Origin of the sequence: Methylobacterium fujisawaense (genome assembly GCF_039619325.1) — a bacterium.
GTDB lineage: Bacteria > Pseudomonadota > Alphaproteobacteria > Rhizobiales > Beijerinckiaceae > Methylobacterium > Methylobacterium fujisawaense.
Genome location: NZ_CP155000.1, coordinates 5,689,166 through 5,714,536 on the forward strand (window position 1 = coordinate 5,689,166; position 25,371 = coordinate 5,714,536).

Here is a 25,371-nt window from a genome sequence, read left to right on the forward strand (position 1 = left end):
CGGCTGCGCCGGGCATCCCGAAGGCATGGATCCGGCTGCTGCGAGGCGCGGATGTTGGACGATCATTTTCGGGACCGGATCGCTCTGCTTCGGTCTGAGCGCGATTTCAGTCGGGCGGTCGCCGGTTACTGCCAGGGGATGATCGAGCCGTCGCAGATTGTTTGGCCGAGTCACAAGCTGCTCAATCAGATCGGGCGCTACGTGGTCTCGTTCATGCTGATCCACAACGACTACGCGTGGCGCCACCATGGCGGCCCCCGTCCGACCCTGACGGCGCTCCAGGCGATGGTCGGACTGAGCCACCGGCAGACGGCCGGTTTCGTGTCGACCCTGAAGGCCGGGCGGTTCGTCACGGCGGTGGCGGATCCGGATGATGCACGCGTGAAATGCCTGCAGGCCTCGCCGGCCCTGGTGACCGAGATCGGCCGGTCCGGGCGCCTGTTCGTCGTCGCCATGGACGCCGTCGCGGGTCGCGATCCGGGCCGCGCGGCAGGACTCGACGGGCCCGGCCGGCTCGGGGAACTCGTCCGCCGGTCGGCGGCCCATGTGCTGCGGCACGGGACGCTCATCGCGCCGTTCCCCCGGGTGCTGCATTTCGCCGGCCGGGATTGCGGCTACCCGTTGCTCGCCGCCCTCGTCGGCGCCCACTACGCCGCCACGATTCCCGGGGCGCCGCCGGCCGCGCCACTCAGCCTGCGCGGCCTCGCCGAGCGGCTGGACGTGTCCCGGGCGCATGTCGGCAACCTGCTCGCCGAGGCGGAGGCGGCCGGATGGATCCGGATCGCCGACAGCCGCCTGAGCTTTTTCGATCCGACAGTGCTGGCGGAATTCGAGGACTGGGCCGCCGGACAGATGCTGTTCTACGACGATCTGGCGGCGGCGGTTCTCGCGGATCCGCCGGCCGTACGGGTTCCGGATTGTGCCTGCGCCTCCTGATCCACCGGGTGCGCGGCGCTCGCTTGTGTTCCGGCCGTTCCGGAGATACCTACGGGCTGCACCGCGCCGTGAGACCATCCCGCGTGGGTCGCCGACAGGAGAGACGAGCCTTGGCCAGAGCCGGCTCAGCGCCCGAGATCGCCCGCGCCGCCATGACGGCGCCGCGGTCGCGCGCGCGCCGCGCCGGGCTTGCTCTTCCGCTTCTGCTTACCCGCCCCTGAGGGCCGTCCGGGCGCGCGCCTGGGCCTTCAGGGGAGTTCTTCCATTCGCGAATCCGCCCGCGAGGGCACCACGCCGCGCCGCGCCATCTCGAGCCGGGCGGCCCGCGACAGGGTAATGCCATGACCACGACGAACACCACCTCCGCCCGCGACCGCATCGTGATCTTCGACACCACGCTGCGCGACGGCGAGCAATGCCCCGGCGCCACCATGACCTTCGACGAGAAGCTCGCGGTGGCCGAGTTGCTCGATACGATGGGCGTCGACATCATCGAGGCCGGCTTTCCCATCGCGTCGAACGGCGATTTCGAGGCCGTGTCGGAGATCGCCCGGCGGACCAAGCGCGCCACCATCGCGGGGCTGGCCCGCGCGATTCCCGCCGACATCGCCCGAGCCGGCGAGGCGGTGCGCCATGCCCAGCGGGCGCGGATCCACACCTTCGTGTCGACCTCGCCGATCCACCTCGCGCACCAGATGCGCAAGAGCCAGGACGAGGTCGTCGAGATCATCCTGAAGACCGTGGCCCAGGCCCGCGACCTCGTGGAGGACGTGGAATGGTCGGCCATGGACGCGACGCGCACGCCCCTCGACTATCTGTGCCGCTGCGTCGAGGCGGCGATCAAGGCCGGCGCCACGACGATCAATCTCCCCGACACGGTGGGCTACGCCACGCCCTCCGAGTACCGCGACATGTTCGCGAATGTGCGTGAGCGCGTGCCGAACGCCGACAAGGCGGTGTTCTCGGTCCATTGCCACAACGACCTGGGTCTCGCGATCGCCAACTCCCTGGCGGGCATCGAGGGGGGCGCCCGGCAGGTCGAATGCACGATCAACGGCATCGGGGAGCGGGCCGGCAACGCGGCGCTGGAAGAGATCGTGATGGCCCTGCGCACCCGCGCGGACGTGCTGCCCTACGAGACGGGGGTCGAATCGACCATGCTGACCCGCGCCTCGAAGCTCGTGAGCCACGCCACGAACTTCCCGGTGCAGTTCAACAAGGCGATCGTCGGCCGCAACGCCTTCGCCCACGAGAGCGGCATCCACCAGGACGGCATGCTCAAGAACGCCGAGACTTACGAGATCATGACGCCGGCCTCGGTGGGGCTGACCAAGACCTCCCTGGTGATGGGCAAGCACTCGGGCCGGGCGGCGTTCCGCTCCAAGCTGGAGGATCTCGGCCTGCACCTGTCGGACAACCAGTTCCAGGACGCCTTCGACCGGTTCAAGGCTTTGGCCGACCGCAAGAAGAACGTCTACGACGAGGATATCGAGGCGCTGGTCGACGAGAACCTCGCCACGGCCCACGACCGCATCCGGCTGGTCTCCCTGTCGGTGATCGCCGGCACCCGCGGGCCGCAGCGCGCGACCTTGCGCATCGCCGACGAGGCCGGCACGCGGATCGAGGAGGCGGACGGCAACGGGCCGGTGGATGCGGTCTTCAACGCGATCTCGGCGCTGGTCCCGCATCAGGCGCAGCTGGAACTCTATCAGGTCCATGCCGTGACCGGCGGCACGGATGCCCAGGCGGAGGTCTCGGTGCGCCTGCGGGACGGCGAGCGCAGCGTCACGGCCCGCGGTGCCGATCCCGACACGCTGGTCGCCTCCGCGAAGGCGTATCTCTCGGCGCTGAACAAGCTCTCGGCCCATTCGGTGCGCGTGCATGCACAGCATGCGGCGGCGGAATGAGAAAAAGCTGCGGCGGGGGGTGGACACCCCCCGGCCGCGTTGGTATCAGCCCGTCACCCCGGACGGACTTGGTGGCCACCGGGCGGTCGCAGACGCGATCGGGCGCATAGCTCAGTTGGTAGAGCAGCTGACTCTTAATCAGCGGGTCCTAGGTTCGAACCCTAGTGCGCCCACCAAGATCTAACGGACTACCCGCTTCCAGACAGTACGATTTCGCGCATGGCAAGCCGGGCGATCGAGTAAGATTCTGTCCGCTGCAATCTCTTTCTGCAATGGCCTCCGAACCGATTGGTCCGCCCCGCGGCAGGTTTCTTGAGGCTTTGCGCGCGTTCTCTGTTTTCCGCAGGGCAAACGAAAAGAGGCTCACCCGCTAACAACGCCGGCGCTGCGGAGGCTCGGGTCTATACTCTCCAGGACGGCACGCGGCCCAAGCGGGGGTACTCCGAGATTTCAATTTCAAAAGTGGTCGTGCGGATGCCTAACCCGGTCAGGGGACGAGAGTAGCCGATCCTCGGCGGGAACCGGCGGGTGCGTGCGTCGTCAGAGACCTCCCCGCGCGCCGCAGGCAGCGTCAAGCGCTCCCTTCGCCGCGAACGCTCGCATCGCCAGGCCCCAGATTCGCCAACGACGGTCCTTAAGAGCTTGCCTAAACGTGTATCGTGGTCGAAACGCCACGGGCGGCCGAGGCTTGCACTGGGTCAACGTTCAAATGCGGAGACGGCCTTGTCGAACGAGAATGGTTTACCCTCGCTTGGCAACCTCGTTTGGGCCCTTCCACGCCCCCCGATCTCGTCCCCGTTGCCCCTGGTCGAGAGCGGTTCGAGCGCACCCGCGGATGACACCGAGCTGATCGCGCGCGTTGCCCGAGCCTATACGTCCGCTGCGGCCGCTCATCCAGGCACAGGTTCTTTCTGGACGGCGTTCAACGACGGCGTAAAGCGCGATATCCATATTGGATTGTCCAGCTCTGATCCTGCTGTTTGGGCCCAGATCCTACGCCGGCCAGATCAGAACGCTCATTTCTGGGGCTTCGACGCGGTCTGCAAGGCGCCTGAAGGCGAGGTGGAGCCGCATGAGCTCGTTTTCCGGAACCTCAATGCTGAAGGTGACTGGCGGCTCTCTTACGCCCTGTGGCTGCACGGTGCGCTGATCAGCCTCGCCGAGGCGGTTGGAGCAATGCGCGTGCTCTATCCGGAAACGGCTCCGGGCGTGCACTATGCCGTGCACGGCGAGCCGGCCGATCCTGATGTGGTCCTCGACGGCATAGCCGCGAACATCGATGCCGATATCGATTTCCCGAACCCGTATCCGGGAGAGATTGGATTTGAGACGCGCCGAGGCGTGGTCGGCTTTCGCGCGCTTCAGGCGATCTACCAAGCTTGGCGCGTAGCCCAGATCGTGAAGGGCCGCCCGAACGCACGCGTCCTCGAGATCGGCGCCGGCCTCGGTCGCACGGCCTACTACGCACATCGCTTCTTCGGCTTGAAAGATTATACGATCATCGACATCCCGCTCACCAATGCGGCGCAAGGTTATTTTGTTGGACGCACCGTCGGAGCGAACGCCGTTGCATTTGTAGGTGAGGAAAAATCTCCTGATCAAATCAAAATACTACCGCCGGAGAGCCTGACAACGCTAACCGAAGATTATGATTTAATTCTTAATGTTGATTCTTTTACGGAATTGGATCAACCTACAGTAAGTAAATATTGGAAATTTGCACGCGAGCGGGCGAGTTTTCTTCTTTCGATCAATCATGAGTTCAACCCTATCCCGCTGCGAGAGCTTCACAGGGCCGACCCTGGATCTTCGTATAGCAGGTATCCTTACTGGATGCGGCGTGGCTATGTAGAAGAGCTTATTGCATTCTGAAAATCGGAGTCCTGAACAAGGTCCGACGCGATTCGAGAGCGTTCCAAGCGGGAGTAAATGCCAGTTCAGCGCAGGAGATCGCGTTAAAACAACGGCTCTCGCATCGGTCTTCCACCGTCGATCGGCATGCGGTCGGGTGGTTGTACGGTGAGGCGTGCTCGATCTGATGACGCCAGGAGACGACGGAAGGCGAAAGACCTGACATGGTCGCCGCGGCACAGCGGGACGGTTGCCGGTCCGCTCATCGTTCGCTCGGTCCCGCCTTGATCTGCCCATCGGGCGGGGGAGCGTCGGATCTTACCAGCGTGTGAGCCGAGCCGGCTCAGGAGCCGTCCCTACGCTGCCAACAGTGCGGTCCACGCCCCTTCCGAATCCACCCGCTTAGCGCACACCAGCAGACCGTCGGCCGAGCGGCGCACTGCGACGACATGATCCACATGGGGCGCAAGGCGCAGGTCGACACCCAGATCGAAGCCGTATCGCCCATGACCGACGCCCGCCGCGGCAAGGTCCGAGCGACACTCGGCCGCCACGGCGAATGCCACGACGGCGCCGTCTATCAGCACGTCCAGGCACACCGGGGTGTCGGGATGCGCCTCGTCGCGCACCCAGCCGCCGACGTGCAGAAGGCCATCGCGCGCAATCACGCATCGATCCAGCCACGCTCGCACCGGTCCCAGCTCGGCGGCGCCGTCCGACAAGACAGCGCGAAGGGCCAAGCGCCCGCGCAGCGCGGCCAACTCGGAGCCGAGTTCGATGCGCGGAGCATAGGGCACGGGCCTCGTGCCGACGTCGAAGACCTGCACGCCATCGAAGCCTCTGCGCACGCCAGGTGCAGCCAGAAAGCTCTCCGCCGGAGTGTTCTCCGCGAGCAGAAGGTCGTGCGAGTCCAATTCGACATGCCAGTAGGTGAGATCCGCCACGACCTCGCCTCGCGTGATGCTTGAGCCGTTGACCAGATGTCCCGCAGCCACCAACAGCCCGTCCAGCCACAGGCAGTGATCCGGAGAGACCAGCAGGTCGCGAGCGGGCATGCCGTCCGCCAAGGCGCCTGCCCGGATGCGCACGGGACGGTCGGCTTGCGGGACGGTCAGATCGGGATAGCGGCGTGCGCCGATCCAACGGATTGGGCGGGGCCTGCCGCTCGCGGTGATGGCGAGATCACCGACGCACAGGTGCTCCACGGGCACATCCACGATCAGCCTCCCACGGAGGACGCGGATACGCGTGCCTGTGACGTAGCAGGGCGCGGGATTGACCGGCTGCGAAGGGGGGGCGGGGTTCGAGGGGGTTAAAGAGTTTGTAGGCTGAGTTGGGTTGGTCGGGTTGGTGGGATTGGTCGGATTTGTAGCCGGAGCGGCACGTACGATGGTGCCGCCTTGGCCATCCGACACAGTGGTGAAGCTGGTCGTGCGTGGAGCGGACAGCACGAAGTTCTCGCTCACCTGCCCGCCGCCGGAGCGCGTGCCGGTGATGGTGAAGTTGCTGTTCGCGCTGTTGTAGCTGACGCTCGAATTGGTCAGGCCGGCGAGCACAATTTCGTTGCCCGTGCCGAAATTGGCGATCGTGTTGCTGAAGGTGCCACCATTGGCCGGCTGAGCAGTCACATCAAGCCCGAGGCGGGCGGTGGCGGGGCCTGACATCGAACCGAAGGTGATCGTCCCAGTCCCGGCCGACCCCGCGCCGCCGAGCTGCAGCGCGCTCGACACCGCGCTGCCATTCGAGCCGATCGTCGTGCCGCCGGAATAGGAACTGGTCCCGGTCAGCGTCTGTGTGCCGCCGGTGACCGCTATGCGGCCAGGACCAGAGATCGTTCCGCTATAGCTGGTCGAACCGTTGGTGAGGGTCAGGGCCTGCGCACCCAGCGTCGTGCTGCCAGCACCTAAGAGGGTGGTTATCGAGGCACCCGCAGTCGTGGCTGAGATGTCGAAGGTGCCCGCGTTTGCGACTCCGCTTGAATTCGCGATCGAACCGTTACCCGTTAACGCGAGCGTATTGTTGATCGCGATCGTGGTCGAGCCTGTGAAAGTGTTTGCGCCCCCAAGCGTGAGGCTGCCGCCGCCATCCTTGATGAGCGAACCGGAGCCGCCGGACGAGTTGCCGATGGCGTTCGCGAAGATGGTGTTCGTGCCAATAATGCGCAGCGTTCCGGTAACGCCAATGCCTCCGTTGAGCGTGCCATTGCTCGGAGTCAGGCGATTGTCACCTCCGGTAAAGTCGATGGCATTGGCGCGGGCGGTCGTACCGCCGTTGAAGCCGCCTGAGATCGTGCCCGTGTTGGTGATGGTGAGGTTTGCACCAGAAACGCCGGCGCCACCTTGACCGGCAGTTCCGACTGTCCCGCCGTTTGCTGCGCCGCCTAATCCGCCAGTGCCACCCGTGATGGTGCTGCTGTTGCGGACCGTACTCCCGGTCGTGAAGAGGCCGACACCACCGTTGCCTCCGGCTCCGCCGATAGCCCCGGGCCCGCCAGCGGCACCGCCGGCCCCACCAGAGCCGCCGGTTCGTGGGCCGCCAGTTGAAAAATTTGCGCCGGCAGCGATGACGAAACCATAGCCACCCGCGCCGCCGCCGCCGCCTCCACCAGTGGTATTGCCAGCTCCACCGCTTCCGCCGTCGCCGCCTCTGTAATTGCCACCCGCGCTAAAAATGGTGGAGCCGGCGTAAACTCCTACGCCGCCGCCGCCGCCGCCGCCGCCGCCATCGCCAGCTGTCGGGCCCGCAAGACCATCTCCCCCACGCTGCCCAATCAGCGTGCCCGGCACCGGGTTGGTGGCCGCCCCCCCGCCAGTTCCGGTGGTATTGGCGATCGTCCCACCAGCGGCCGCGCCGCCTTTACCGCCCGCACCACCGGTTTGCCCTGACGCGCCGCCAGCTCCACCGCCTGAGCCTGCAACCGATGAACCGCCGTTACCGCCCGCTGCACCGGTGCCGTTTGTGACGTTGTCTATCCCGGGCTGACCGCCGGTGCCGCTAATCAGATCTGCGCCATTGCCGCCCTGACCGCCCGACATCGATGCATCCCCAACTTCGCCGGATCAGCCCCAGCGGTCGCGATCTCACGAGTGCGGGTGCTTGCCATCAGCGTGACAATCACAGGCCTGCACAGTCGAGGGGCCGTCATAACAGAAACGGCCGCGCTGATGTTCAAGAAGCCACTTTCTCCGCAGATGTGCTCCTTCCGCGACAGGCAGTTTGAACTGTCTGATAGCGAAAGCTGTTTCGACGAATGCCTCCGGGGATGCGCTGGGCGATGGGCGATCAACGGGTAGCGCGGCGGGGCTGACCTTTCTCCGGCTACCCAGCACACGGCGCAATACGAATTCGTTCGCCGGTATCGCACCCGCATAGCGAGTGAGGAACAAGCCCCGCGCAGCGGCGCCGGCGGGGCTCAGGGCAATCAGATCAAGCGGGCGGCAAGCCAAGCCAGGCCACCTGTTCGATACCTGACATTCAGCCCCGGAAGCCTTGGCAATAGCATCAAATGATGTGCCCACAGGGCAACGCGACCGGTGATATGTCATTTCCCTCACCCCGGCTCATGGACACTAACCTGAGGTTGCGGTAGGAGAACCTAGCGGAGGCTAGGATGAGCAATATCGCAACAGAGATCGTAAAGACGGTCGATCTCCTCAAGCAACTGATTGGTCGAGCAGGATTGAATACCGACTTTTATATCGAATTTAACGATCACGCTTCCGGACGAAGGCTGCACGCATTCTTAATTGACGGGCTTCGACGCTCAGCAGACCCAGCGGTGTGGCCTCAGACAGTTCCAGAGTACAGGCTGATCTCGCGAGACGAAGCAACCGTTGGGAGCGTCAAACTCAGGTGGCCGATACAGAGCACGTTCCCGGTCGCCGAGACGCCTTAACGCGGAAGCGCAAAACCCGTCACAGCATTGCCGGCTGGTCTGGGATTGGTCTCGCTGGGGAAATGGTGAAGCCCAGTCTACGCGCGGGCCGACACAAAAATTTCGATCAGATCCGCGGTGCTGGGCCGAGCCAGGGGCGTAGCTTCTCGACCAGCCAGCGCAGGTCCGGCTGGGTCAGGACCAGGATCAGGACGTGGCTGAGCGCGATCACCCACTCGCTGCCGAGGCAGAGCCCGCTTCGATCGGCGAAACCGGCGGCGGACCGCCCCGACGCATCGGTCGCGCGGATTTCAGCGCCGTGAGCCACTGCTGGAGCGTCTTGAGCGCCCCCATCACTGCGGTCCCTGGGGACTGAGACGTCAGGGCAGAGCCGTCCGGCCAGTGCAGGCGGTGGGCCAGTAGACCTGAGCGCCGCTTTCTGCGTAAGGTGTCCGCGAGGTTGATGACCGGTTCATAATAACGTTTCAGGACCCGGGGGCGGTACCCGGCGCCTCCACCAGAAGCATCCTGCCCCGGATACCGCACGGGGGTGAGGGCGAGCGTCCGGCGTTGCGGACAGCGCGCTGCCAGGGTGCTTCTGCTGGGGGCGAAACAGGTTCGACTGGACGGTAAAGGGATCGCGAGTTCTGCCCTGCCTCGGCAGGGTAAGATGCGGCTTTCGGTAAGGACTCGACCGGTTCGGCGCGGGCAACCCTCGTTCCGAGCACCTGACCAAAACTCTAAATGCCAACGACAACGTCGGCATGGAGATGCGCCTCGCGGCGTAATCTTCCGGGGCGTGGGCACGCCTAGCAACAGAACCCGAGGCTTCGGCCTCGGGGCCCGCTAATTCTCTTCCAGGAACGACGATCGGCCCTGCGGCTGAAGCCAGGGCGCGGGCATCGGCGACCGAATGTCGGCCAAGCGGCGGTCGCTGCTCATCCACGGCCCATCCGGCGACCAAGAAGCCGATGCCCATCCCACCAGGGGCCCGCCGGGATGGATCCGGATCTTCAGCCCCGAGGCTCTGCGTCCGGGCAGCGACGTGAAGCGCGTCGCACGTGTGGTTTGACATGATCTGGATGACGGCCTTCGGGTCGGACTTGGTGACGCGGATCGGCCCGGCGATCCGGATCGCGACCGCCATCGATCAGCCCGACCCGTTCCCCTAGCCCTTTGGCACGACGCCATCGGCTACCCTCTTCAGGATCACGTGCAGCACCGCGGCGATCGCCGAGAGCAGTTTGCCGGGCCGAACAATCGGGCTTCCTGGCGGCGAAGGACGACGAGCGGTCAGCCATTCGGAAGCCGCCGCCATGTCGACCGCGGCAGGTTGGCGAGGAGGGCGGGGAGGGGCCCGATCTAGCAGTGCGTGATGATGCCGTTCGTCACGACGAGCGTGGAGAGGCTGACCGTTCCGGCTGCGCATGAAACACCGGCCGCGGTCGATGTGTTGTATGCCGGTGCGGTGACGGCCCCGGCGGTCGTCAAAGGCGAGCTAATTTGCACAGTTGAAGCCACGAGTTCCAGCTGCTTGAGAGCGCTGTTCGCGTCATTGGCCGACGTGATCGAAGAGCCACCGGCAAGGCTCACGGGCCCCCGCATCAGCAGGTTGGTATCGGCCGCAGCCTGTATCCGGGTCGTCTTGCCATATCCGAGCATCAACTGATCCGAGGTGTCTTTTCCGACCAGGTTAAGATCGGCTGTGTTGGCATTGTTGCGCCACGCTATGGAGTGAGCGCTGGCAAAATGCAGCGCAGCGGATCGCGCGATCATCGCGCCCATATCGATGCCAAAAATTTTTGTGCCACCGAGATAAATGCCGGATCCACCGGAGTTCGTCAGATCTTCGTAGGTGTTCGTCGCTACGGTGCCGTTATATATGCTGATGCCGCGGCGAAGCTTGAACTGACCCTGCGCCATGTTGATCAGCAGGCCCGAGCCGAGCGCTTTCGAACCATTGCCCGAGAGGTAGATCCCCGCACCGACTGCACCGCTCTCGCCACCTGGCCCGCGCACTCCATAATCCATATTGTTGTTGTTGACGTCGACCTCCAGGCCAATGCTGTCATGAGCGCCAACGCCTGGGTCAATACCGAGGATGGTATTGAAGGCATAGGCCGGACCGGAGCCGACGCGCTGCTTCATCGCGAAAGTGCCGCACACCTTGCTCACGAAGTAGCTATCGGGCGGATGTGTATGCGTGCCTCCTTTAGTGGCGTAACAGTTCCAAAGGTGCATCATTTCCATTTTGTTCTCGAAGGCTGAATATGCCTCCCCGTAGGATGAAGATTGATTGATCCCGGCCGGATTATCGATCGGGTCGACGGCAAGAGATTGCGTACCGTTCAGACGCTGAGCGCCGATCTCCAGGTTCTTGAAGACACCGGACGGAGACTTGGAGGTATCGAGTCCGAGGGCAGGCACGGCGAGAAGGCTGGACGCCGCGAGCGCGATGAACAGACGACGGATCATGTGGTGGTCCCGGTCCGAGAGAGGCCGTACCCATTTACGGCATCCCCGACCCGGTACCATGACCCCGGAGCCAAGCCAGCCGGCGCGATTGGCCATGCGTCAGCCCACGGGCTCACGAGCGCGGACATCGGCCCGGCCATCTCGGAAAGCGAGACGTCTCTTTTCGACACACCGAGGACCGGCTGAATTGCGGCGCCGAGCCCGGATGGTCCCGGTTCGCCCCTTGCCCCGGAAGGCCGGTTTAGGCCGTGACAGGCGCGAACGGCCGAGGCTTGGCCGTCAGGTCAGCGCCTGGGGGTGCGGTGACGGCGTCCCAACATAGCCCTGAGGCCTCAGGGGGCAGCCGGTATGCGCGCGGCGGTGCTGTAGCTTCAAACGACCGGTACCGGTGTAGCTCCCGGCGACGATCACTTGGCCATGGCAGGCCGGGCATCGCTTCGGGGTCATCGTGTACAATCCGCGTGCCTCCGCGAGGCTAACCGGCGTCCACGCCTCGCCCACCTTCACCTCACAGATCTGCTGGTCAGCAGTGGGGATAGCACCCACCGCTATCGACCGAGCGATGGGCCGCCGGATGTCCCCCCGGTGCCGGGCGGCCCGCTGGTGGGCGTGCCGCCGATGTTCACATCTGGCGTCGTGCCCGGCACCGAGGAGTTGCTGGGATTGGCTTCGTTCCCCCGTGTGATCGGGCTGGGGCCCAGATCCCGGGTGCCGGGGGGGACGCCGCCGACCGTCGCGGGTGGGGCGACACCGGTGTTCCCGGCGCCTCCTGTGACCACCTGGGCAACGGCAGGGCCGGCCAGAACGATGCTCAGGACGCCGGCGAAGGCCATGGTGGTGCGGGTCATACAAGTGTCCGTGCTGCGTGCTGCGGCACAGGAACGGCCCAGATGTCCCGAAGTTCGAGGGGACCGTGCGCTGGGCTCGGAGGCAGCCCGATCAGGGGCGCCATTGGAGACCTGCTGATCCGGCTGTGGTTCTGGCTAGGACTGCTCTGCCGGCCGATGCGGCCGGTGTCCATCGCGTGACGAACCGCCGCGATCCACCGCGGGATGCCTTCGCGTGACATCATCTCTCTCCGGAGGGCGGGGAGAGGCTGTATTGCGAGGCGTGTCCGCGGCGGCGTCAGGCTGAAGGGCGCCAGCGCGATCCGCGCGCGTACGCGGAAGTCGAGACGAAGCTCCCGCCCGACGGGTGGGTGCAATCGCAGATCCGGATCCCTATTCCGCCGCCGAGGCCATGGCATCGGCACCATCGTCGGCGTCGAAGCGCGCGATGCTGCTCTCGAGCCGCAGCGCCGCGTTGATCAGGGCCATGTGGGAGAAGCCCTGCGGCATGTTCCCGCGCTGCGCACCTGTGGCCGGATCGATCTCCTCCGCGAGCAGCCCGACATCGTTGGCCCGGGCGATCAGCCGCTCGAAAGCGGCCTTGGCCTCGGCCGCCCGTCCGCCGAGAGCGAGACAGCCGACCCGCCAGAAGGCGCAGGCCGTGAAGGTGCCCTCGTCCCCCTCCAGGCCGTCCTCCATGCGGTAGCGATAGATCAGGTCGCCGACACCGAGTTCCCGCTCGACCGCCGCGAGGGTCGCCCGCATGCGCGGCTCCGTCGGATCGAGGGCGCCGAACAGGGCCGCGCGCAACACTGCGGCATCGAGATGATGCGAGCCGTAGGCGCCGACATAGGCCTGCTTCTCCGCGTTCCAGCCCTGTTCGAGATACTCCGCCCGGATCTCGGCAGCGATTCGCTCCCATTCGGCAATCGTCTCCGCGGCCACGCCCGCGATGTTGCGGGCGATCCGGGCGGCGTCCCTCAGGGCCACCCAGATCATCGCCTTGGTGTGGACCTGCTGGCGCGGCCCGGTCCGCAGCTCCCAGATGCCGTGATCCGCATCGTGGCGGTGACGGATGGCGCGGGCGGTGAGGTTGTGCAGCACCTCCGGCAGGCGGTCGTTGACCTTCTCGGGCGGGTCGTAGTCCACCGCCTCAAGGAAGATGCACAGCGCCCGGAGCAGCTCGCCGTAGATGTCGTGCTGATCCTGAGCCTCGGCGACGTTGCCGATCACCACCGGCCGCACGCCGTTCCAGCCCGCGAGATGGCTCAGCTCCTCCTCCGGCGGCATGCCGTCGGCGATGCCGTACATCAGCCGGGTCTCCCGCCCGTAGGTGCCGTCGCGCTCGCGCAGGAAGCGCAGGAATTCGGACGCCTCGCGGACGTAGCCCAGCATCACGAAGGCGGTGACCGTGAAGGCGGCGTCCCGCATCCAGGTGAACCGGTAGTCGTAGTTGCGGTTGCCCGGCACCGCCTCGGGCAGACCGGCGGTGGCCGCTGCCACGATCCCGCCCGAGGGCGAGTAGGTGAGCAGCTTCAGGCACAGGGCGGACCGCATCACCGCCTCCCGGTAGGCGCCGCGATAGGTGCTGCGGGCGCACCAGCGACTCCAGTAATCGGCGGTGGTCTCCAGACGGCGTCGGGCGCCGGCGTAATCCTCGATGCAGGCCTCGTCCTGATCCTCGCCATGGGTCAGGACCAGATAGGCGGTTTCTCCCGCCGACAGGCTGAACCGCACTTCGGCGGCATCCCCGTCGAGGGTGGGACAGGGCTGCGCGTTGACGCGCAGACGCCAGTCTCCGGCCTCGAACAGGACGGACCCGCCCGCCATCAGGGGCGTACAGGGGCGTCGCGCATAATCGAAGGTCGGCCGCACCCGGAACGCGCCCGTCACCCGGCCCTGCTCGCAGGTGAGCAGCCGGATCAGCCGGCTCTCGCTCTCGCCGTCCGGGCCCTCGTCGGGCTCCGGGCTCGGCGGGTTGACCGGCATCAGGTCGACGAGGCGCCCCCGGCCGGTCGCCGTCGTGAACGTCGTCTCCAGGATGTTGGTGTCGGGCAGGTAGCGGCGCGCGGCCTCGGTCGGCCCGTCGAAGGCGACGCTGCACGAGCCACCCGTGTCGTCGTCGAGGAGCTTCACGAACAGGGCCGGCGAATCGTGACGTGGCCAGCACAGCCAGTCGATCGATCCGTCGCGGGCGATCAGCGCGCAGGAATGGGTGTCACCGATGAGGGCGTAATCGCTGATGGGCTTCGACACAGGGCTTCCGGCTGGCGGCACCCGGTCCGCCGGGCAGTACAGAGTCCTGAGGTAGCCGGAGTGCGCCGGGCGGGGAGTCCCGCTCGACGATTCGCCGCACGAGCGATCAGGCCGCCGGCCGGGGCAGCATCCGGTCGCTGATGATCCGGCGCTGGATCTCGCTCGTGCCCTCGAAGATCGTGGTCAGCCGCGCGTCGCGCCAGTAGCGCTCGACCCGGCGCTCGGTGGTGTAGCCGTTGCCGCCATGCAGCTGCATCGCCTGGTTGGTGACCCGCACCGCCATCTCGGTGGCCAGGAGCTTCACCATCGCCGATTCGCTCTCGGCGGCCTCGCCCTGGTCGAGGAGGTGGGCGACCTGATGCCAGAAGGCCCGCGCCTGCGCGACCTCGGCCGCCATGTCGGCAAGGGCGAAGCGCAGCGCCTGGAAATCGCCGATCGGGTGGCCGAACTGGACCCGCTCCTGCAGATAGCTCTGGCAATCCTCGACCGCCGCCCGCGCGACGCCGACGGCCCGGGCCGCCGTGTGGACCCGGGCGATGTTGAGGCCGCGCTGCACCGCGGCGAAGCCGCCGGAATCCGCGTCCGCTCCCTGGTCGCCGTAGAGTCCGGTGAGCCGGTCGCTCTCGGGCACGCACACGTCCTCGAGGGTCAGTTCGAAGGTCTGGAAGCCGTGGTAGCCGATCTTGTCGATCACCCTCCCGGTCACGCCGGGCGGGAAGCTGTCGCGTTCCTTGAGCACCAGAAACGGCTCCAGGCCGGCGGAGCGCGATTCCCCGGGCTCCGGGTCGCGGGTGCGCGCGAGGACCTCGATGAAATCGGCGCCCTTGGCGAAGCCGGCCCAGCGCTTGGTGCCGGTGAGCCGCCAGAGATCGCCGTCCCGCACCGCCCGGGTCTGCACGCCGGCGAGGTCGGAGCCGGCATTGGGCTCCGACAGGGAGATCGAGCCGATCCATTGTCCCCGGGCCGAGCGGCGAAGCAGCTCCCCCCGGCGCTCCGCGTCGAGGGTCTGGGTGCCCAGGCCCTGGCCGCGCGCCAGGATGCTGCCCACCGAGAGCCACGCCCGCGCCAGTTCCTCCGAGACGAGGCAGTACTCGAACACGCCGAGGCCCAGGCCGCCGTGCTCCGCGGAGATCGTGATGCCGAACCAGCCCTTCTCGGCCATGGCGTTGATGAGCGTCCGCGGCATCTCGGCCTTCTGCCGGTCGAGCGTGTCGGCCATCGGCAGCACCGTGTCGCGCGCAAAGGCGCGGGCCTCGGCCTGAAGCGCCGCCCGGGCCTCGGTCCGCCAGGGCGAGGCGAGTTCCGGCGGCTGCGGCGCGATCAGGTCCTTCCGATCCTCGGATCCGGTCATCGTTACCCCCGTATGGTTTGACGCCATGTGGCAACTCAGTTGAGGCCCGTGCGGGAAACACGCGCTTACAAATTGGTTCCGTCGCCCACCTTCGAATAATCGGCGGATCGGGCCATAATAGCCTGATGATGCAGGCCGAACCGCTGACCGATTCCTTCGCGATGAACGCACCCGCAACACCCCACATCCTCGTGGTCGAGGACGATCGAGAGATCTCGGCCCTGATCGCGCGCTACCTGCGCGGCAACGATTGCCGGGTCACGCTGGCGGGTGACGGGGCCGAGATGGACCGGGTCCTTGCGGAAGCGCGGATCGACCTGATCGTCCTCGACCTGATGCTTCCCGGCGAGGACGGACTGAGCCTGTGCAAGCGTCTGCGCGGCACGTCGCAGATCCCGATCCTGATCCTGACGGCGAAATCCGAGGAGGTGGACCGGATCCTCGGCCTGGAGCTCGGCGCCGACGATTACCTCGCCAAGCCGTTCAACCCGCGGGAGCTGCTCGCCCGCATCCGCGCGATCCTGCGGCGGGTCGCGGCCGAGGCCCCCGACGCGGACGAGCGGCGGCGGCTGCATTTCTCGGGCTGGACGCTCGACGTGTCCCTGCGCCAGGTTCTGTCCCCCGAGGGCGCCCGCATCTCGATCACCGGGGCGGAGTTCGATCTCCTGCACGCCCTTTGCCTCCGGCCCGGCCGGGTTCTGTCGCGGGACCAGCTCCTCGACCTCACGCAGGGCCGCTCCGCCGGCCCATTCGAACGCAGCATCGACGTGCTGATCTCCCGGATCCGTCAGAAGATCGAGCGCGACACCCGCAATCCGGAATTCATCCGCACGATCCGGTCGGGCGGCTATCTGTTCACGCCGGAGGTCACGCGGTCATGAGCGGTCTGCGCCGTCTTCGCGCGCGGTTGCGTCCGAAGACCATCGCGGGCCAGATCGCGCTGCTCGTGGTCGCCGGCATCGCGGTCGCCCATGTGGTCGCCACCGCGGCATTCCTGATTCTGCACGAATCGCAGAACCCCGACACGCTGCCGGGTGTGGCCGCGAGCCGCCTCGGAGTGCTGGTGAGACTGCTGGACGCCGCCGACCCGGCGGCGCGGCCGGCCCTGCTCGCAAGCGGTCGCAGCCTGCCGCTGATCCATGTCGAGCCCTGGGACGGCACCGTATTGCCGGGGGCGACGTCGCCGCCCGACCTGCCGGTGATCCGGCGGCTGCGCAACGGCGCCGGCCGGCCGGTGACGATCACCGACCTCTCCGCGGCCGATCCGGACGGGGAGCGGTCGGACGCGCGGCTGCATATCGGCATCGTCACGCCGGCGGGCGCGCGGCTCCAGGCGACGCTGCCGAACGATCCCCTCCGGGGGCCCCGCCAGGGTGCGCTGATCTTCACCGTCGTCTTCCTGGCGCTGACCCTGGCGCTGCTCTGCGTCTGGGCCACCCGGGCCCTCACGGCGCCGCTGAAGCGGCTCGCCGGTGCCGCCGAGGCGTTCGGCGCCCGCGACGACCACGTGGCGCTGCCGGAGGCGGGCCCGCGCGAGGTGCTCGCCGTATCCCGGGCGCTGGATCGGATGCGGTCGCGGGTGCGCCGCCTGATCGACGACCGGACGCAGATGCTGGCGGCGATCAGCCACGACCTGCGCACGCCGATCACCCGGCTCCGCCTGCGCGCCGAGTTCATCGAGGACGAGCACGCCCGCGCCTCCACCCTGCGCGACCTCGACCAGATGAACGGCCTCGTCGAGGCGGCGCTCTCCTTCGTGCGCGACGGCCAGATCCGGGATGCGAACAGCCACAGCCTCGTGGACCTCGCATCGGTGGTCCAGACGGTCTGCGACGACTTCTCGGATTTCGGATCCCCGGTCAGCGTCAGCCGCAGCCGGCACGTCCTAGTCCAGGGAAGGCCCGAGGAACTCCAGCGGGCGGTGACCAACCTCGTGGACAACGCCGTGAAGTACGGCGGCCGCGCCGAAGTCCAGATGGAAGCGTCCGAGCGCGGCGTCCGGGTCTGCATCCTGGATTCGGGCCCCGGGATTCCCGAGGCGGAGCGGGAGGCCATGCTCCAGCCCTTCGTGCGCGGCGACCGCGCCCGCAACCTCAACGAGGCGAGCGGCTTCGGACTCGGCCTGTCGATCGTGCAGGCGATCGTCGAGGCCCATAACGGGCGCCTGCAGCTGGAAAATCGCCCCGGGGGCGGGCTCTGCGCCGCGATCGAACTGCCCCTGGCCGCACAGGCCTTCGCGGGGCGCGCGGCGCAGAAGCCCGTGCCGCGTCCGGCCGAGGCGGCCTGAGGCCGCCTCGGGTCTCGTCCGGTCTACGCGGCCCGCACGTTGCGCAGGAACTGCGCCACCTCGGCGCGGAGCTGCTCCGAGCGCGTCGCCAGGGCATCGGACGCCTGAGCGACCGAAGCCGCGGCCTGACCCGCATCGCCCGCGACCCGGGCGACCTCGGCGATCTCGACGGTCATCGTGCCGGTGCCGGCGGACGCCTGGCCCATGCTGCGGACGATGTCCTGCGTGGTGACGCCCTGCTGATCCACGGCGGCCGCGATGCTGGTCGACACGTGGTTCATCGCCTCGATCTGAGCCGTGACTCCCTGGATCGCACCGGCCGCATCGCCGGTGACGGTCTGGATCGCCGCGACCTGCCGGCTGATCTCCTCGGTGGCCCGGCTGGTCTGGGCGGCGAGTTCCTTGACCTCGGAGGCGACCACCGCGAAGCCGCGCCCGGCCTCGCCGGCCCGGGCCGCCTCGATCGTGGCGTTCAGGGCCAGCAGATTGGTCTGACCGGCAATCGTCGAGACCATCCCGACGACGTCGCCGATCCGCGTCGCCGCGGCGGCCAGCTCCGTCATGGTCTGCTCGGCCCGACGCGCCTCACCGACGGCCGTCGCCGACATCCCGGCCGCCTGCTGGACCTGGCGGCCGATCTCCTGCACGGTGGCGCCGAGTTCCTCGGCCGCGGCCGCAACGGTGTTGACGTTCTCGGAGGTCTGCTGGGCGGCACTGGCGACGCTGGTCGAGCGTTCGGACGTGCCCGCGACCGCACTCCGCATGGTACCCGAGGCTCCCTGAAGCTCCGTGACGGCCCCCGTCAGGCCCTCGACGATGGCCCCGACCGAGCGTTCGAAGCCGTCGGCGAGGTCTTTCAGCATGGCGCGGCGGCTCTGCTCCTCGCGCAGACGCGCGGCCTCGGTCGTCTGAAGCTGCTGGGCGGCATCCTCAAGCGACATGTCGCGGATGGTGACGACCGCGCGGGCGATGTCGCCGATCTCGTCCCGCCTCTTGCTGCCGGGAACGTCGGTCAGGGCCTGGCGGTCGGCGAGGGCCTTCAGCGCGCGGGTCAGGGCTCCCAGCGGCGACACGATCGAGCGCGCGAGCAGCAGGCCGAGCACCGCGGTGACGGCCAGGACGATAAGACCGGTCAGGATCAGCGTCCGAGACAGGGCCTGCACGGCATTGATCGCCTCCGCCTGGGTCTGCTCAGCCAGCACGGTCCAGGGCGCGCCGAGGACCGTCACCGGCGAGGCGGCCGCCATGTGTGCGCCGTTCTCGGCCGTGAAATCGACCGGACCGCCGACCTTGATCCGGTCGGCGGCCAGGCCGATTCCGGCGAGGCCTGCACCGGCATGCAGCGCCGGGTTCAGCGGTGGGTTGCTGCGCAACAGCCCGTCTGTCCCGACCGCCAGGATCTGCCCGGTCTCGCCGAGACCGGTCCGCTTGGACAGCGTTTGATCGAACAGGGTCGGCGTGACCCGCATGACGATGTAGCCGGTCCGCTCGGCCGCCTGCGCCGTGCCCATGGCGACGTTCGCCCGCTTGGTCATGACACGGCCGATGAAGGCAGCCGGGGTCCCATCCACCGGGTAGGCGGCGAAATCCTCGAAGAGAACCGCGCCCGGATCGGCGGACTTGAGACGCTCGACGAGCCGCGCGAGCGCCGAGCCCGCCAAGCCATCCTCCGAGACCGATTTGGCGAAATCGGCGCCCTTGGTCGTGGTGTAGACGATCCGGCCGTTGTTATCGACGAACATCAGGTCGGCGTAGCCGGGCTGGGCCACGAGCTTGTGGGCCACTTCCTGGACCTTGACGTGGCGCCGGGCATACATCGACGTCATGCCGCTGCCGTCGAGGGCGATCCGCGCCTCAGCCGTCTGAGGCGCTTGGAACGCCTCGATGACGCTCGCGGTGTCGGGCTTCGCCGGGTCGAGATTCTCGATCAGGTCCGTGAAATTCGAGACGATCTGCGGATGGGTCGCCACCGCCTGGAAGTCCGCCTGCATCCGGTCCGCCACCAGCTCGATCGCGTCCCGCCGCGCCGCCGCGGCGAGTTCGAGGCGCTCGTGCGCCGCGGTGATCAAGCCCGACCGCGCCGAGTACCAGCTGAATCCACCCATGGCGGTGGCGCTCAGAAGCGCGAGGCCGACGGTTGTCGCGGGAAGGCGCGTGCTCAGCCGCGAAAGCGTTTTCATGATGACCCTGAACTATTGAATGACGGCGATCCAACCAGTCCAATGGCCCGACTCTTATAAAAATCTCGTAAACATCGATGCGGCGCGCGGATATCGAGCACTGGCACTATACAACCTGAAAGTACGTGCTCTGCCAAGAATTCAAGTTGTGGACGGGCCCCCTTCGGTTTTCGATAGTCACCCGCCCTGCGGCCATGGCGGAGGGTCTGCAGCATTGCGGACCCGGCCGGCGCGCGTGCTGGCTCTCCTGCTCCCGGAATCTCGGATCATCACGGTCATGTCCACGGACCGTCCTCGTAATCACTCGGCCATCTGACGGTGACCCAGTGCCGGTCGGGCTCCGAACCCAAGGCGTGGATGCGCACGGGCCGGCGGTGATCCGATGGGCGACGGTTGGGCCGCCGCTGGAGGCAGGCGAATGAACGGTTTGCGACTGTCGAAAGGCAACAGTCCACCGCCCTGCGCGGTCGGACGCGCGATCTGGATCCCCGAGCCAAGCTGTGATCTGGCTCGCCGCGTAGGCCTTCGGCCGCTCGTGAGCCCGCAATCTCGGGCTGTGATGCAGCATCCGCCGACGATTGCAGCCGAGATCCGGAGGTAGGACAAGTCGGGTGCTGCCGCGCGACCCTTGGCGGCGGTAAGTTCGGTCGCATCTGCCGCGTCGGCGGAGGCACGGAATGTTCATCAATAGCGACGCGCTCGCCGGCGTCCTGCGACTCCTCTGGATCGCGATCGTCCTGCTTGAGGGTGTGATCGTCGCGCATCTCGTCTGGGTCAGCCGCGTCGCGCGCTGTCGGGCATTGGCGTCCAGGCCGCTGCCGACGAAGATCGCGATCGTGGGCGCGGCCTTCGCGACGCCCGTCGTCGGCTTCTATGCCGTCGAGATCGCGTCTTGGCACCGGCGGCAGGCGGCGCGGCCGCGCTTCCGCGTCCCGCGACACATCGCGGTCGCCGCTTTGCTCACGCTGGCGCTGGCCGCGGCCGGCACCCTGTTGGTGGAAGGGCGGGCGGTGCCGGAGGACCGATCCTGGTGGCGTGCGGCAGCTCGTTTCGAGGGCCAGGTCTGCGTGCTGCTGATCTGGCAGGTGTTGGTGTTCATGATCCTGCGCGTGTTTCTGACGGTCCGACGTCCAGCGTTGCTGTGGATCGCCTACGTCCTCTCGGCCGGGATCCTCGCTGTCCTGCTCGCTTGAACTTGTCTTCGAGAGCGGCCGGGTACACGTCGATCCCTGAGACCTGATCGTTGGGCGTGTGCCAGGGCGTCCATCGCGCGCAGGATCCGTTTCCGGCCCGGGATGCGGTCTCGCAACCGCCATCGGCGGAAGGTTATGAGCCCGATGGCCGAGGCTCTGCGGAGCGCGGGTGCGCCGAGACGGCGATGGTGACGGCGATGGAGACGGGATGAGCAGCGAAGTCGGCCTCCACGCGGCGCGCAGCATTGCACTGATCGGCGCGCCGATCGAAGTCGGAACCAGCGAGCCCGGCGCCCTCATGGGACCTGCGGCCCTGCGCACGGCCGGGCTCGTCCGCGCGCTCGGCGAACTCGGCCATAGGGTCACGGATCGCGGCGACGTCGCCCCGGAGGGGCCCGCCGGGATGCGCGGGCTCGATGGCGTCGCCGCCTGGACGCGGGCCCTGTCCCGGGTCGTCGAGGGCGCCCTCGATGCCGGGTCGCTTCCGTTGACGGCCGGGGGCGATCACAGCCTGTCCCTCGGCTCCGTCGATGGCGTGTTGCGGCACTGTGCGCGGCATGGCCGATCCGTCTTCGTGCTCTGGCTCGACGCCCATGCCGACTTCAACACGCCGGCGACATCACCCTCCGGGAACGTGCACGGCATGCCGCTCGCCGCCCTGTGCGGCGAGCCGGGCTTTCCACGCCTGTTCGCCGAGCCGGTCCCGCAGCCATTGTCCCCCGCCAACGTCCACCTGTTCGGGCTGCGATCGATCGATGCCGGCGAACGTGCGCTGGTGACGACGCGGCGGGTCGGCATCACCGACATGCGGACGATCGACGAATTCGGCGTGGTGGCGCCGCTCCGGCGGGTGCTCGACCGGGTCGCGGGCCAGGGCGCGCATCTCCATGTCAGCCTCGACATCGACTTCCTCGACCCGTCGATCGCGCCCGGCGTCGGCACCACGGTCCCGGGCGGCGCCACCTTCCGGGAGGCGCATCTCATCATGGAGATGCTTCACGATTCCGGTCTGGTGCAGTCCCTCGACGTGGTCGAGCTCAATCCCTTCCTCGACGAGCGCGGGCGCAGCGCCCGGGTGCTGGTCGAGCTGGTGGCGAGCCTGTTCGGCCGTCGCATTCTCGACCGGCCCACCCTGCCGGTCGAGGCCGCCCCTATCGAGCCGGCCGGGCGCGGCTGATGGACCACCGCCTCCCCACGTCGTCATGCCCCCCCGCGGCGACCGGCGCCCCACCGGCACGCCAGCGCTCGGACGGGCGCGTCCGGCTGCGGGTGGGCCCGACCCACCCGGGCGGAGCGACGCGCATCCTCGATCTCGCCGAATCCGGTCCGTCGCGGCTCCGATTCCCACGGGGAACGGGCGCGCTGGAGACGGTCCTGGTCAACACCGCAGGCGGCGTGGCCTGCGGCGACACCTTCGCCATCGACCTCGCCCTCGATCCGGGCGCCGCACTGGTCCTGACCACCACCGCAGCCGAGAAGATCTACCGATCGGACGGCCCCGTAAGCCATATCGCCAACACCCTGGCTCTCGACGCGGGGGCGCACCTCGCCTGGCTGCCGCAGGAGACGATCCTGTTCGACCGCGCCCGGGTGCGCCGCCGCTTCACGGCCGATCTCGCCGAAGGTGCGGCGCTGATCGCCGTGGAGGTCGTCGCCTTCGGCCGAGCGGCCAGGGGCGAGCGGATCACGGACGGGCTGTTCGCGGATTCCTGGCGCATTCGCCGGGGCGGCCGGCTCGCTTACGCCGACGATCTTCTGCTGGACGGCCCGATCAGCGATCTCCTCGCCCGTCCGGCGGTGGGCGGGGGAGCGCGCGCCTGCGCGACCGTCCTCGACATCGCCCCCGGCGCGGAGGCGCGCCTCGAGGAGGCCCGCGCCCTCCTGGCCGGGGCCGCCGCACCCGGAACAACGGCAGCCGCGAGTGCCTGGAACGGTCACTTGGCGATCCGCGCCCTCGGGGAGGCCGTCGGCCCGTTGCGCGGCCTCATCGCCCGGTTCGTGGCGCAGTATCGCGGCGTCGCGATGCCCCGGGTCTGGCAGAGCTGACAGGAACCGCCACGTCGGCGGCTCAGGACCGTTGCCTGCGACGGCCGACCTCTGCTAGAGACGCGCACCCGGAGCTGTCCGCCAAGCTCCGGACCGGATGGCAACGCCGTTCAGGAAGGCCTCGTGGCGGAGTGGTTACGCAGAGGACTGCAAATCCTTGCACCCCGGTTCGATTCCGGGCGAGGCCTCCATCCTTCTTCTTCCTCTCCTGGCTGATCCCGCCGTGATGCTCCGGCGTGAGCGTCGCCGCGCGCTCATGCGCTGTGGACCTGCGTCGTGAAGGTCTCGATGGCCTTCTGCAGGCTGTGCGTCCCGGACGTGACCCGCACGGCGCCGCCGCGCACCTGTCCGGCCTGCGCCTCGTTGGACGCGGCGGCGGCCTGAACACCGGCAACGCTCTCCGAGACCCTGCGGGCGTCCGCGGCCGCGCTGGAGATCGCCCGCGCGATTTCCTGGCTGGCCTGGCCCTGCTGATCGGTGGCCTTCGCAACTTCGGAGGCGATCAGGCTCATGCGGGCGATCGTCTCGCCGATCGTGCCGATCGCGCCGACCGTGCGTCCTGCGGCCCCCTGGATCGCCCCGACCTGCCCGGTGATGCGGTCGGTGGCGAGCGCCGTCTGGCCGGCCAGGGCCTTCACCTCGGCGGCGACCACCGCGAAGCCGCGCCCGGCGACACCGGCCCGGGCGGCCTCGATCGTCGCATTGAGCGCCAGCAGATTGGTCTGCCCGGCCACCTCGCGGATCAACGTGACCACCGTGCCGATCTCCTCGGCCGCTTGCGACAGGCTCATCACCGTCTCCTTCAGGCCCTGCGTGTCGGAGAGGGCGGAGGAAGCGATCTCGCTCGTGTGCCGCACCCGGGCCTCGATCTCCCGGGCCGAGACCGAGAGTTCCTCGGCAGCGCTGGCGATGCTGTCGACCAAACCGGCACTCTGGCTGGAGGCACCCGCCACGATGGCGGCCTCGGACGCCATCGCGCCGGCATTGCCGGTGAGCGTGTCGGCCGCCGCCTGCATCGCCTCGGCCGATCCGGCGAGATCGGCGACCGCGCGGTGCGTCTCGGCCTCGAAGGCATGGGTCGCCGTCGCCAAGGCTTCCGCCCGGATCCGGTCACGATCACGGCGCATCTGCGCCTCCGCGTCCAAGTCGCGCTTCTCGATCAGAGCGGTCTGGAACGCCGCGATGGCGGCTGCCATCTCGCCGATCTCGTCGCGCCGATGCGTGAACGGGATGACAAGGCCGAGGTCGTTGGCGGCGAGCGCCGTCATGCCATCCTTGAGACGGTGCAGGGGGCGCCGCACCTGGGTGACGATGATCCAGACCGCCGCGAGCAGCCCCAGAACGAGCGCCACCGCCGGCACGACCACGAGGGTGATCCGCGCCTGCCGCCGGTCGACGGCGTCCCCGGCGCGTCGGGCATTCAGGCGGCTCAGCACCTCCCGTCCAAGGGCGCCGATCTCGGCCACCATGCGCTCCCGATTCTTCACGGTCGCCTCGTCGGTCGCCTGGATCAGGGCCGCCTTGGGCGACACCGTCAGCCCCAGCTCGGCCGTGTCGGTCTGGTAGGCGATGAATTCCTTCACGAAGAGATCGAAGCGCCGGCGCCGATCTTCGGGAAGCTGATCTTCCATCGCCGCGAGGAAGGGTCCGCGCACCTGCTCCACCGTCGCAAGGGCGTCGTGGAGTGCCGACAGGCGTGTCCGTGCCTCGGCGGTGTCTTCCGCCGTGTAGAGGGCCGTGGCCTGCACCACCGCGTGCTCGATCGCCTGCCCCAGGGCACCGGCCTGCAGCCCGGCATTCCAGATCCTGTCCGTCGCGGCGGCGCGCTCCTGCTCCCAGTTCGACTGCCGGACGGCGAAGGCCGCGATGCCGATCGCCACGAGGGCCAGCAATCCGATCACTGCCGAGAGCTTGAAGCCGAGTGAAATTCGCATGGGAGCCGCGCCGGTTCAGCGAGGGTTACGAAGAGGCGCAGCTATACACAAACACTTCCTTTTGAACAGGTAAATATAGCCGGCAAACTCTATTATCTGATATGGCGATCGAGACCGATATCCATCAACGAATAGCCAGATCTTGCAGCACGCACACAGAATGATCACGCGCATACCGCGTGCTTCCGGACCGGACGACTGCGAATGCTGGATCTCGCGGGCGCTGGAGCTGCGTATTGGACCGCGTCGGGCCT

Annotated in this window: 15 protein-coding genes, 2 tRNA genes and 1 other RNA gene; 11 read left to right on the plus strand and 7 right to left on the minus strand. The window is 67.8% G+C overall.

Annotated features, from left to right (window positions below; genetic code table 11):
- Positions 1 to 138: 138 nt before the first annotated feature.
- The 4 genes from ABC766_RS26960 (at position 139) to ABC766_RS26975 (ending at position 4,715) form a co-directional block, all read left to right on the plus strand.
- Positions 139 to 936 (plus strand): hypothetical protein, encoded by a 798-nt coding sequence (locus ABC766_RS26960; protein ID WP_287089007.1) that lies wholly within the window; start codon positions 139 to 141, stop codon positions 934 to 936.
- A gap of 341 nt (positions 937 to 1,277) precedes the next feature.
- Complete coding sequence (locus ABC766_RS26965) at positions 1,278 to 2,843, plus strand: 2-isopropylmalate synthase (protein ID WP_043380649.1); 1,566 nt, start codon at positions 1,278 to 1,280, stop codon at positions 2,841 to 2,843.
- Positions 2,844 to 2,943: 100 nt separating this feature from the next.
- A tRNA-Lys gene (locus ABC766_RS26970) sits at positions 2,944 to 3,019 on the plus strand.
- Between the two features lie 622 nt (positions 3,020 to 3,641).
- The gene (locus ABC766_RS26975) at positions 3,642 to 4,715 is read left to right on the plus strand and encodes a putative sugar O-methyltransferase (protein WP_345819882.1); all 1,074 of its coding nucleotides are present in this window, start codon (positions 3,642 to 3,644) and stop codon (positions 4,713 to 4,715) included.
- A 335-nt stretch (positions 4,716 to 5,050) separates the two neighbouring features.
- On the opposite strand, the gene ABC766_RS26980 is transcribed toward ABC766_RS26975, so the two are convergent.
- Together ABC766_RS26980 and ABC766_RS26985 are read right to left on the minus strand one after the other, a co-directional pair.
- A complete protein-coding gene (locus tag ABC766_RS26980) occupies positions 5,051 to 7,729 on the minus strand; it encodes a Hint domain-containing protein (RefSeq protein WP_345819883.1) in 2,679 nt (892 codons plus the stop codon).
- A 966-nt stretch (positions 7,730 to 8,695) separates the two neighbouring features.
- Positions 8,696 to 8,896, minus strand: a complete 201-nt coding sequence (locus ABC766_RS26985) for a hypothetical protein (RefSeq protein ID WP_345819884.1) — start codon at positions 8,894 to 8,896, stop codon at positions 8,696 to 8,698.
- Positions 8,897 to 9,036: 140 nt separating this feature from the next.
- On the opposite strand from ABC766_RS26985, the gene ssrA reads away from it, so the two are divergent.
- Positions 9,037 to 9,209: a transfer-messenger RNA gene (gene ssrA / locus ABC766_RS34050) on the plus strand.
- Positions 9,210 to 9,930: 721 nt separating this feature from the next.
- Here ssrA and ABC766_RS26995 read toward each other — a convergent pair.
- From ABC766_RS26995 to ABC766_RS27005, 3 genes are all read right to left on the minus strand, one after another.
- On the minus strand, positions 9,931 to 11,043 hold the full coding sequence (locus ABC766_RS26995; protein WP_345819885.1) for a hypothetical protein: 1,113 nt from the start codon (positions 11,041 to 11,043) through the stop codon (positions 9,931 to 9,933).
- Positions 11,044 to 12,263: 1,220 nt separating this feature from the next.
- Complete coding sequence (locus ABC766_RS27000; protein WP_345819886.1) at positions 12,264 to 14,126, minus strand: glycoside hydrolase family 15 protein; 1,863 nt, start codon at positions 14,124 to 14,126, stop codon at positions 12,264 to 12,266.
- 106 nt (positions 14,127 to 14,232) lie between these two features.
- Positions 14,233 to 15,477: an acyl-CoA dehydrogenase family protein gene (locus ABC766_RS27005; RefSeq protein ID WP_345819887.1), complete on the minus strand. Its 1,245-nt coding sequence runs from the start codon at positions 15,475 to 15,477 to the stop codon at positions 14,233 to 14,235.
- Between the two features lie 125 nt (positions 15,478 to 15,602).
- Here ABC766_RS27005 and ABC766_RS27010 point away from each other — a divergent pair, with 125 nt between their 5' ends.
- Entirely contained in the window at positions 15,603 to 16,358 is a 756-nt protein-coding gene (locus tag ABC766_RS27010) for a response regulator (RefSeq protein ID WP_170861821.1), read from the plus strand.
- The gene (locus ABC766_RS27015; protein WP_043380636.1) at positions 16,355 to 17,764 is read left to right on the plus strand and encodes an ATP-binding protein; all 1,410 of its coding nucleotides are present in this window, start codon (positions 16,355 to 16,357) and stop codon (positions 17,762 to 17,764) included. Before ABC766_RS27010 ends, ABC766_RS27015 begins: the two co-directional genes overlap by 4 nt.
- 23 nt (positions 17,765 to 17,787) lie before the next feature.
- Here ABC766_RS27015 and ABC766_RS27020 read toward each other — a convergent pair whose 3' ends face one another.
- Positions 17,788 to 19,944, minus strand: coding sequence for a methyl-accepting chemotaxis protein (locus ABC766_RS27020; RefSeq protein ID WP_345819888.1), 2,157 nt, complete (start codon positions 19,942 to 19,944; stop codon positions 17,788 to 17,790).
- Positions 19,945 to 20,621: 677 nt separating this feature from the next.
- Between ABC766_RS27020 and ABC766_RS27025 the strand changes: the two genes are divergently transcribed.
- From ABC766_RS27025 to ABC766_RS27040, 4 genes are all read left to right on the plus strand, one after another.
- Positions 20,622 to 21,137 (plus strand): hypothetical protein, encoded by a 516-nt coding sequence (locus tag ABC766_RS27025; RefSeq protein WP_345819889.1) that lies wholly within the window; start codon positions 20,622 to 20,624, stop codon positions 21,135 to 21,137.
- A gap of 208 nt (positions 21,138 to 21,345) precedes the next feature.
- On the plus strand, positions 21,346 to 22,314 hold the full coding sequence (gene rocF / locus ABC766_RS27030; RefSeq protein WP_345819890.1) for an arginase: 969 nt from the start codon (positions 21,346 to 21,348) through the stop codon (positions 22,312 to 22,314).
- Complete coding sequence (locus tag ABC766_RS27035; protein ID WP_345819891.1) at positions 22,314 to 23,183, plus strand: urease accessory protein UreD; 870 nt, start codon at positions 22,314 to 22,316, stop codon at positions 23,181 to 23,183. Before rocF ends, ABC766_RS27035 begins: the two co-directional genes overlap by 1 nt.
- Positions 23,184 to 23,300: 117 nt before the next feature.
- Positions 23,301 to 23,374, plus strand: a tRNA-Cys gene (locus ABC766_RS27040).
- Positions 23,375 to 23,437: 63 nt separating this feature from the next.
- Here the strand turns inward: ABC766_RS27040 and ABC766_RS27045 are convergent.
- Positions 23,438 to 25,117 carry a HAMP domain-containing methyl-accepting chemotaxis protein gene (locus tag ABC766_RS27045; RefSeq protein WP_345819892.1) on the minus strand — a complete coding sequence of 560 codons (1,680 nt, stop codon included), beginning with the start codon at positions 25,115 to 25,117 and terminating at the stop codon, positions 23,438 to 23,440.
- Positions 25,118 to 25,371 lie beyond the last annotated feature (254 nt).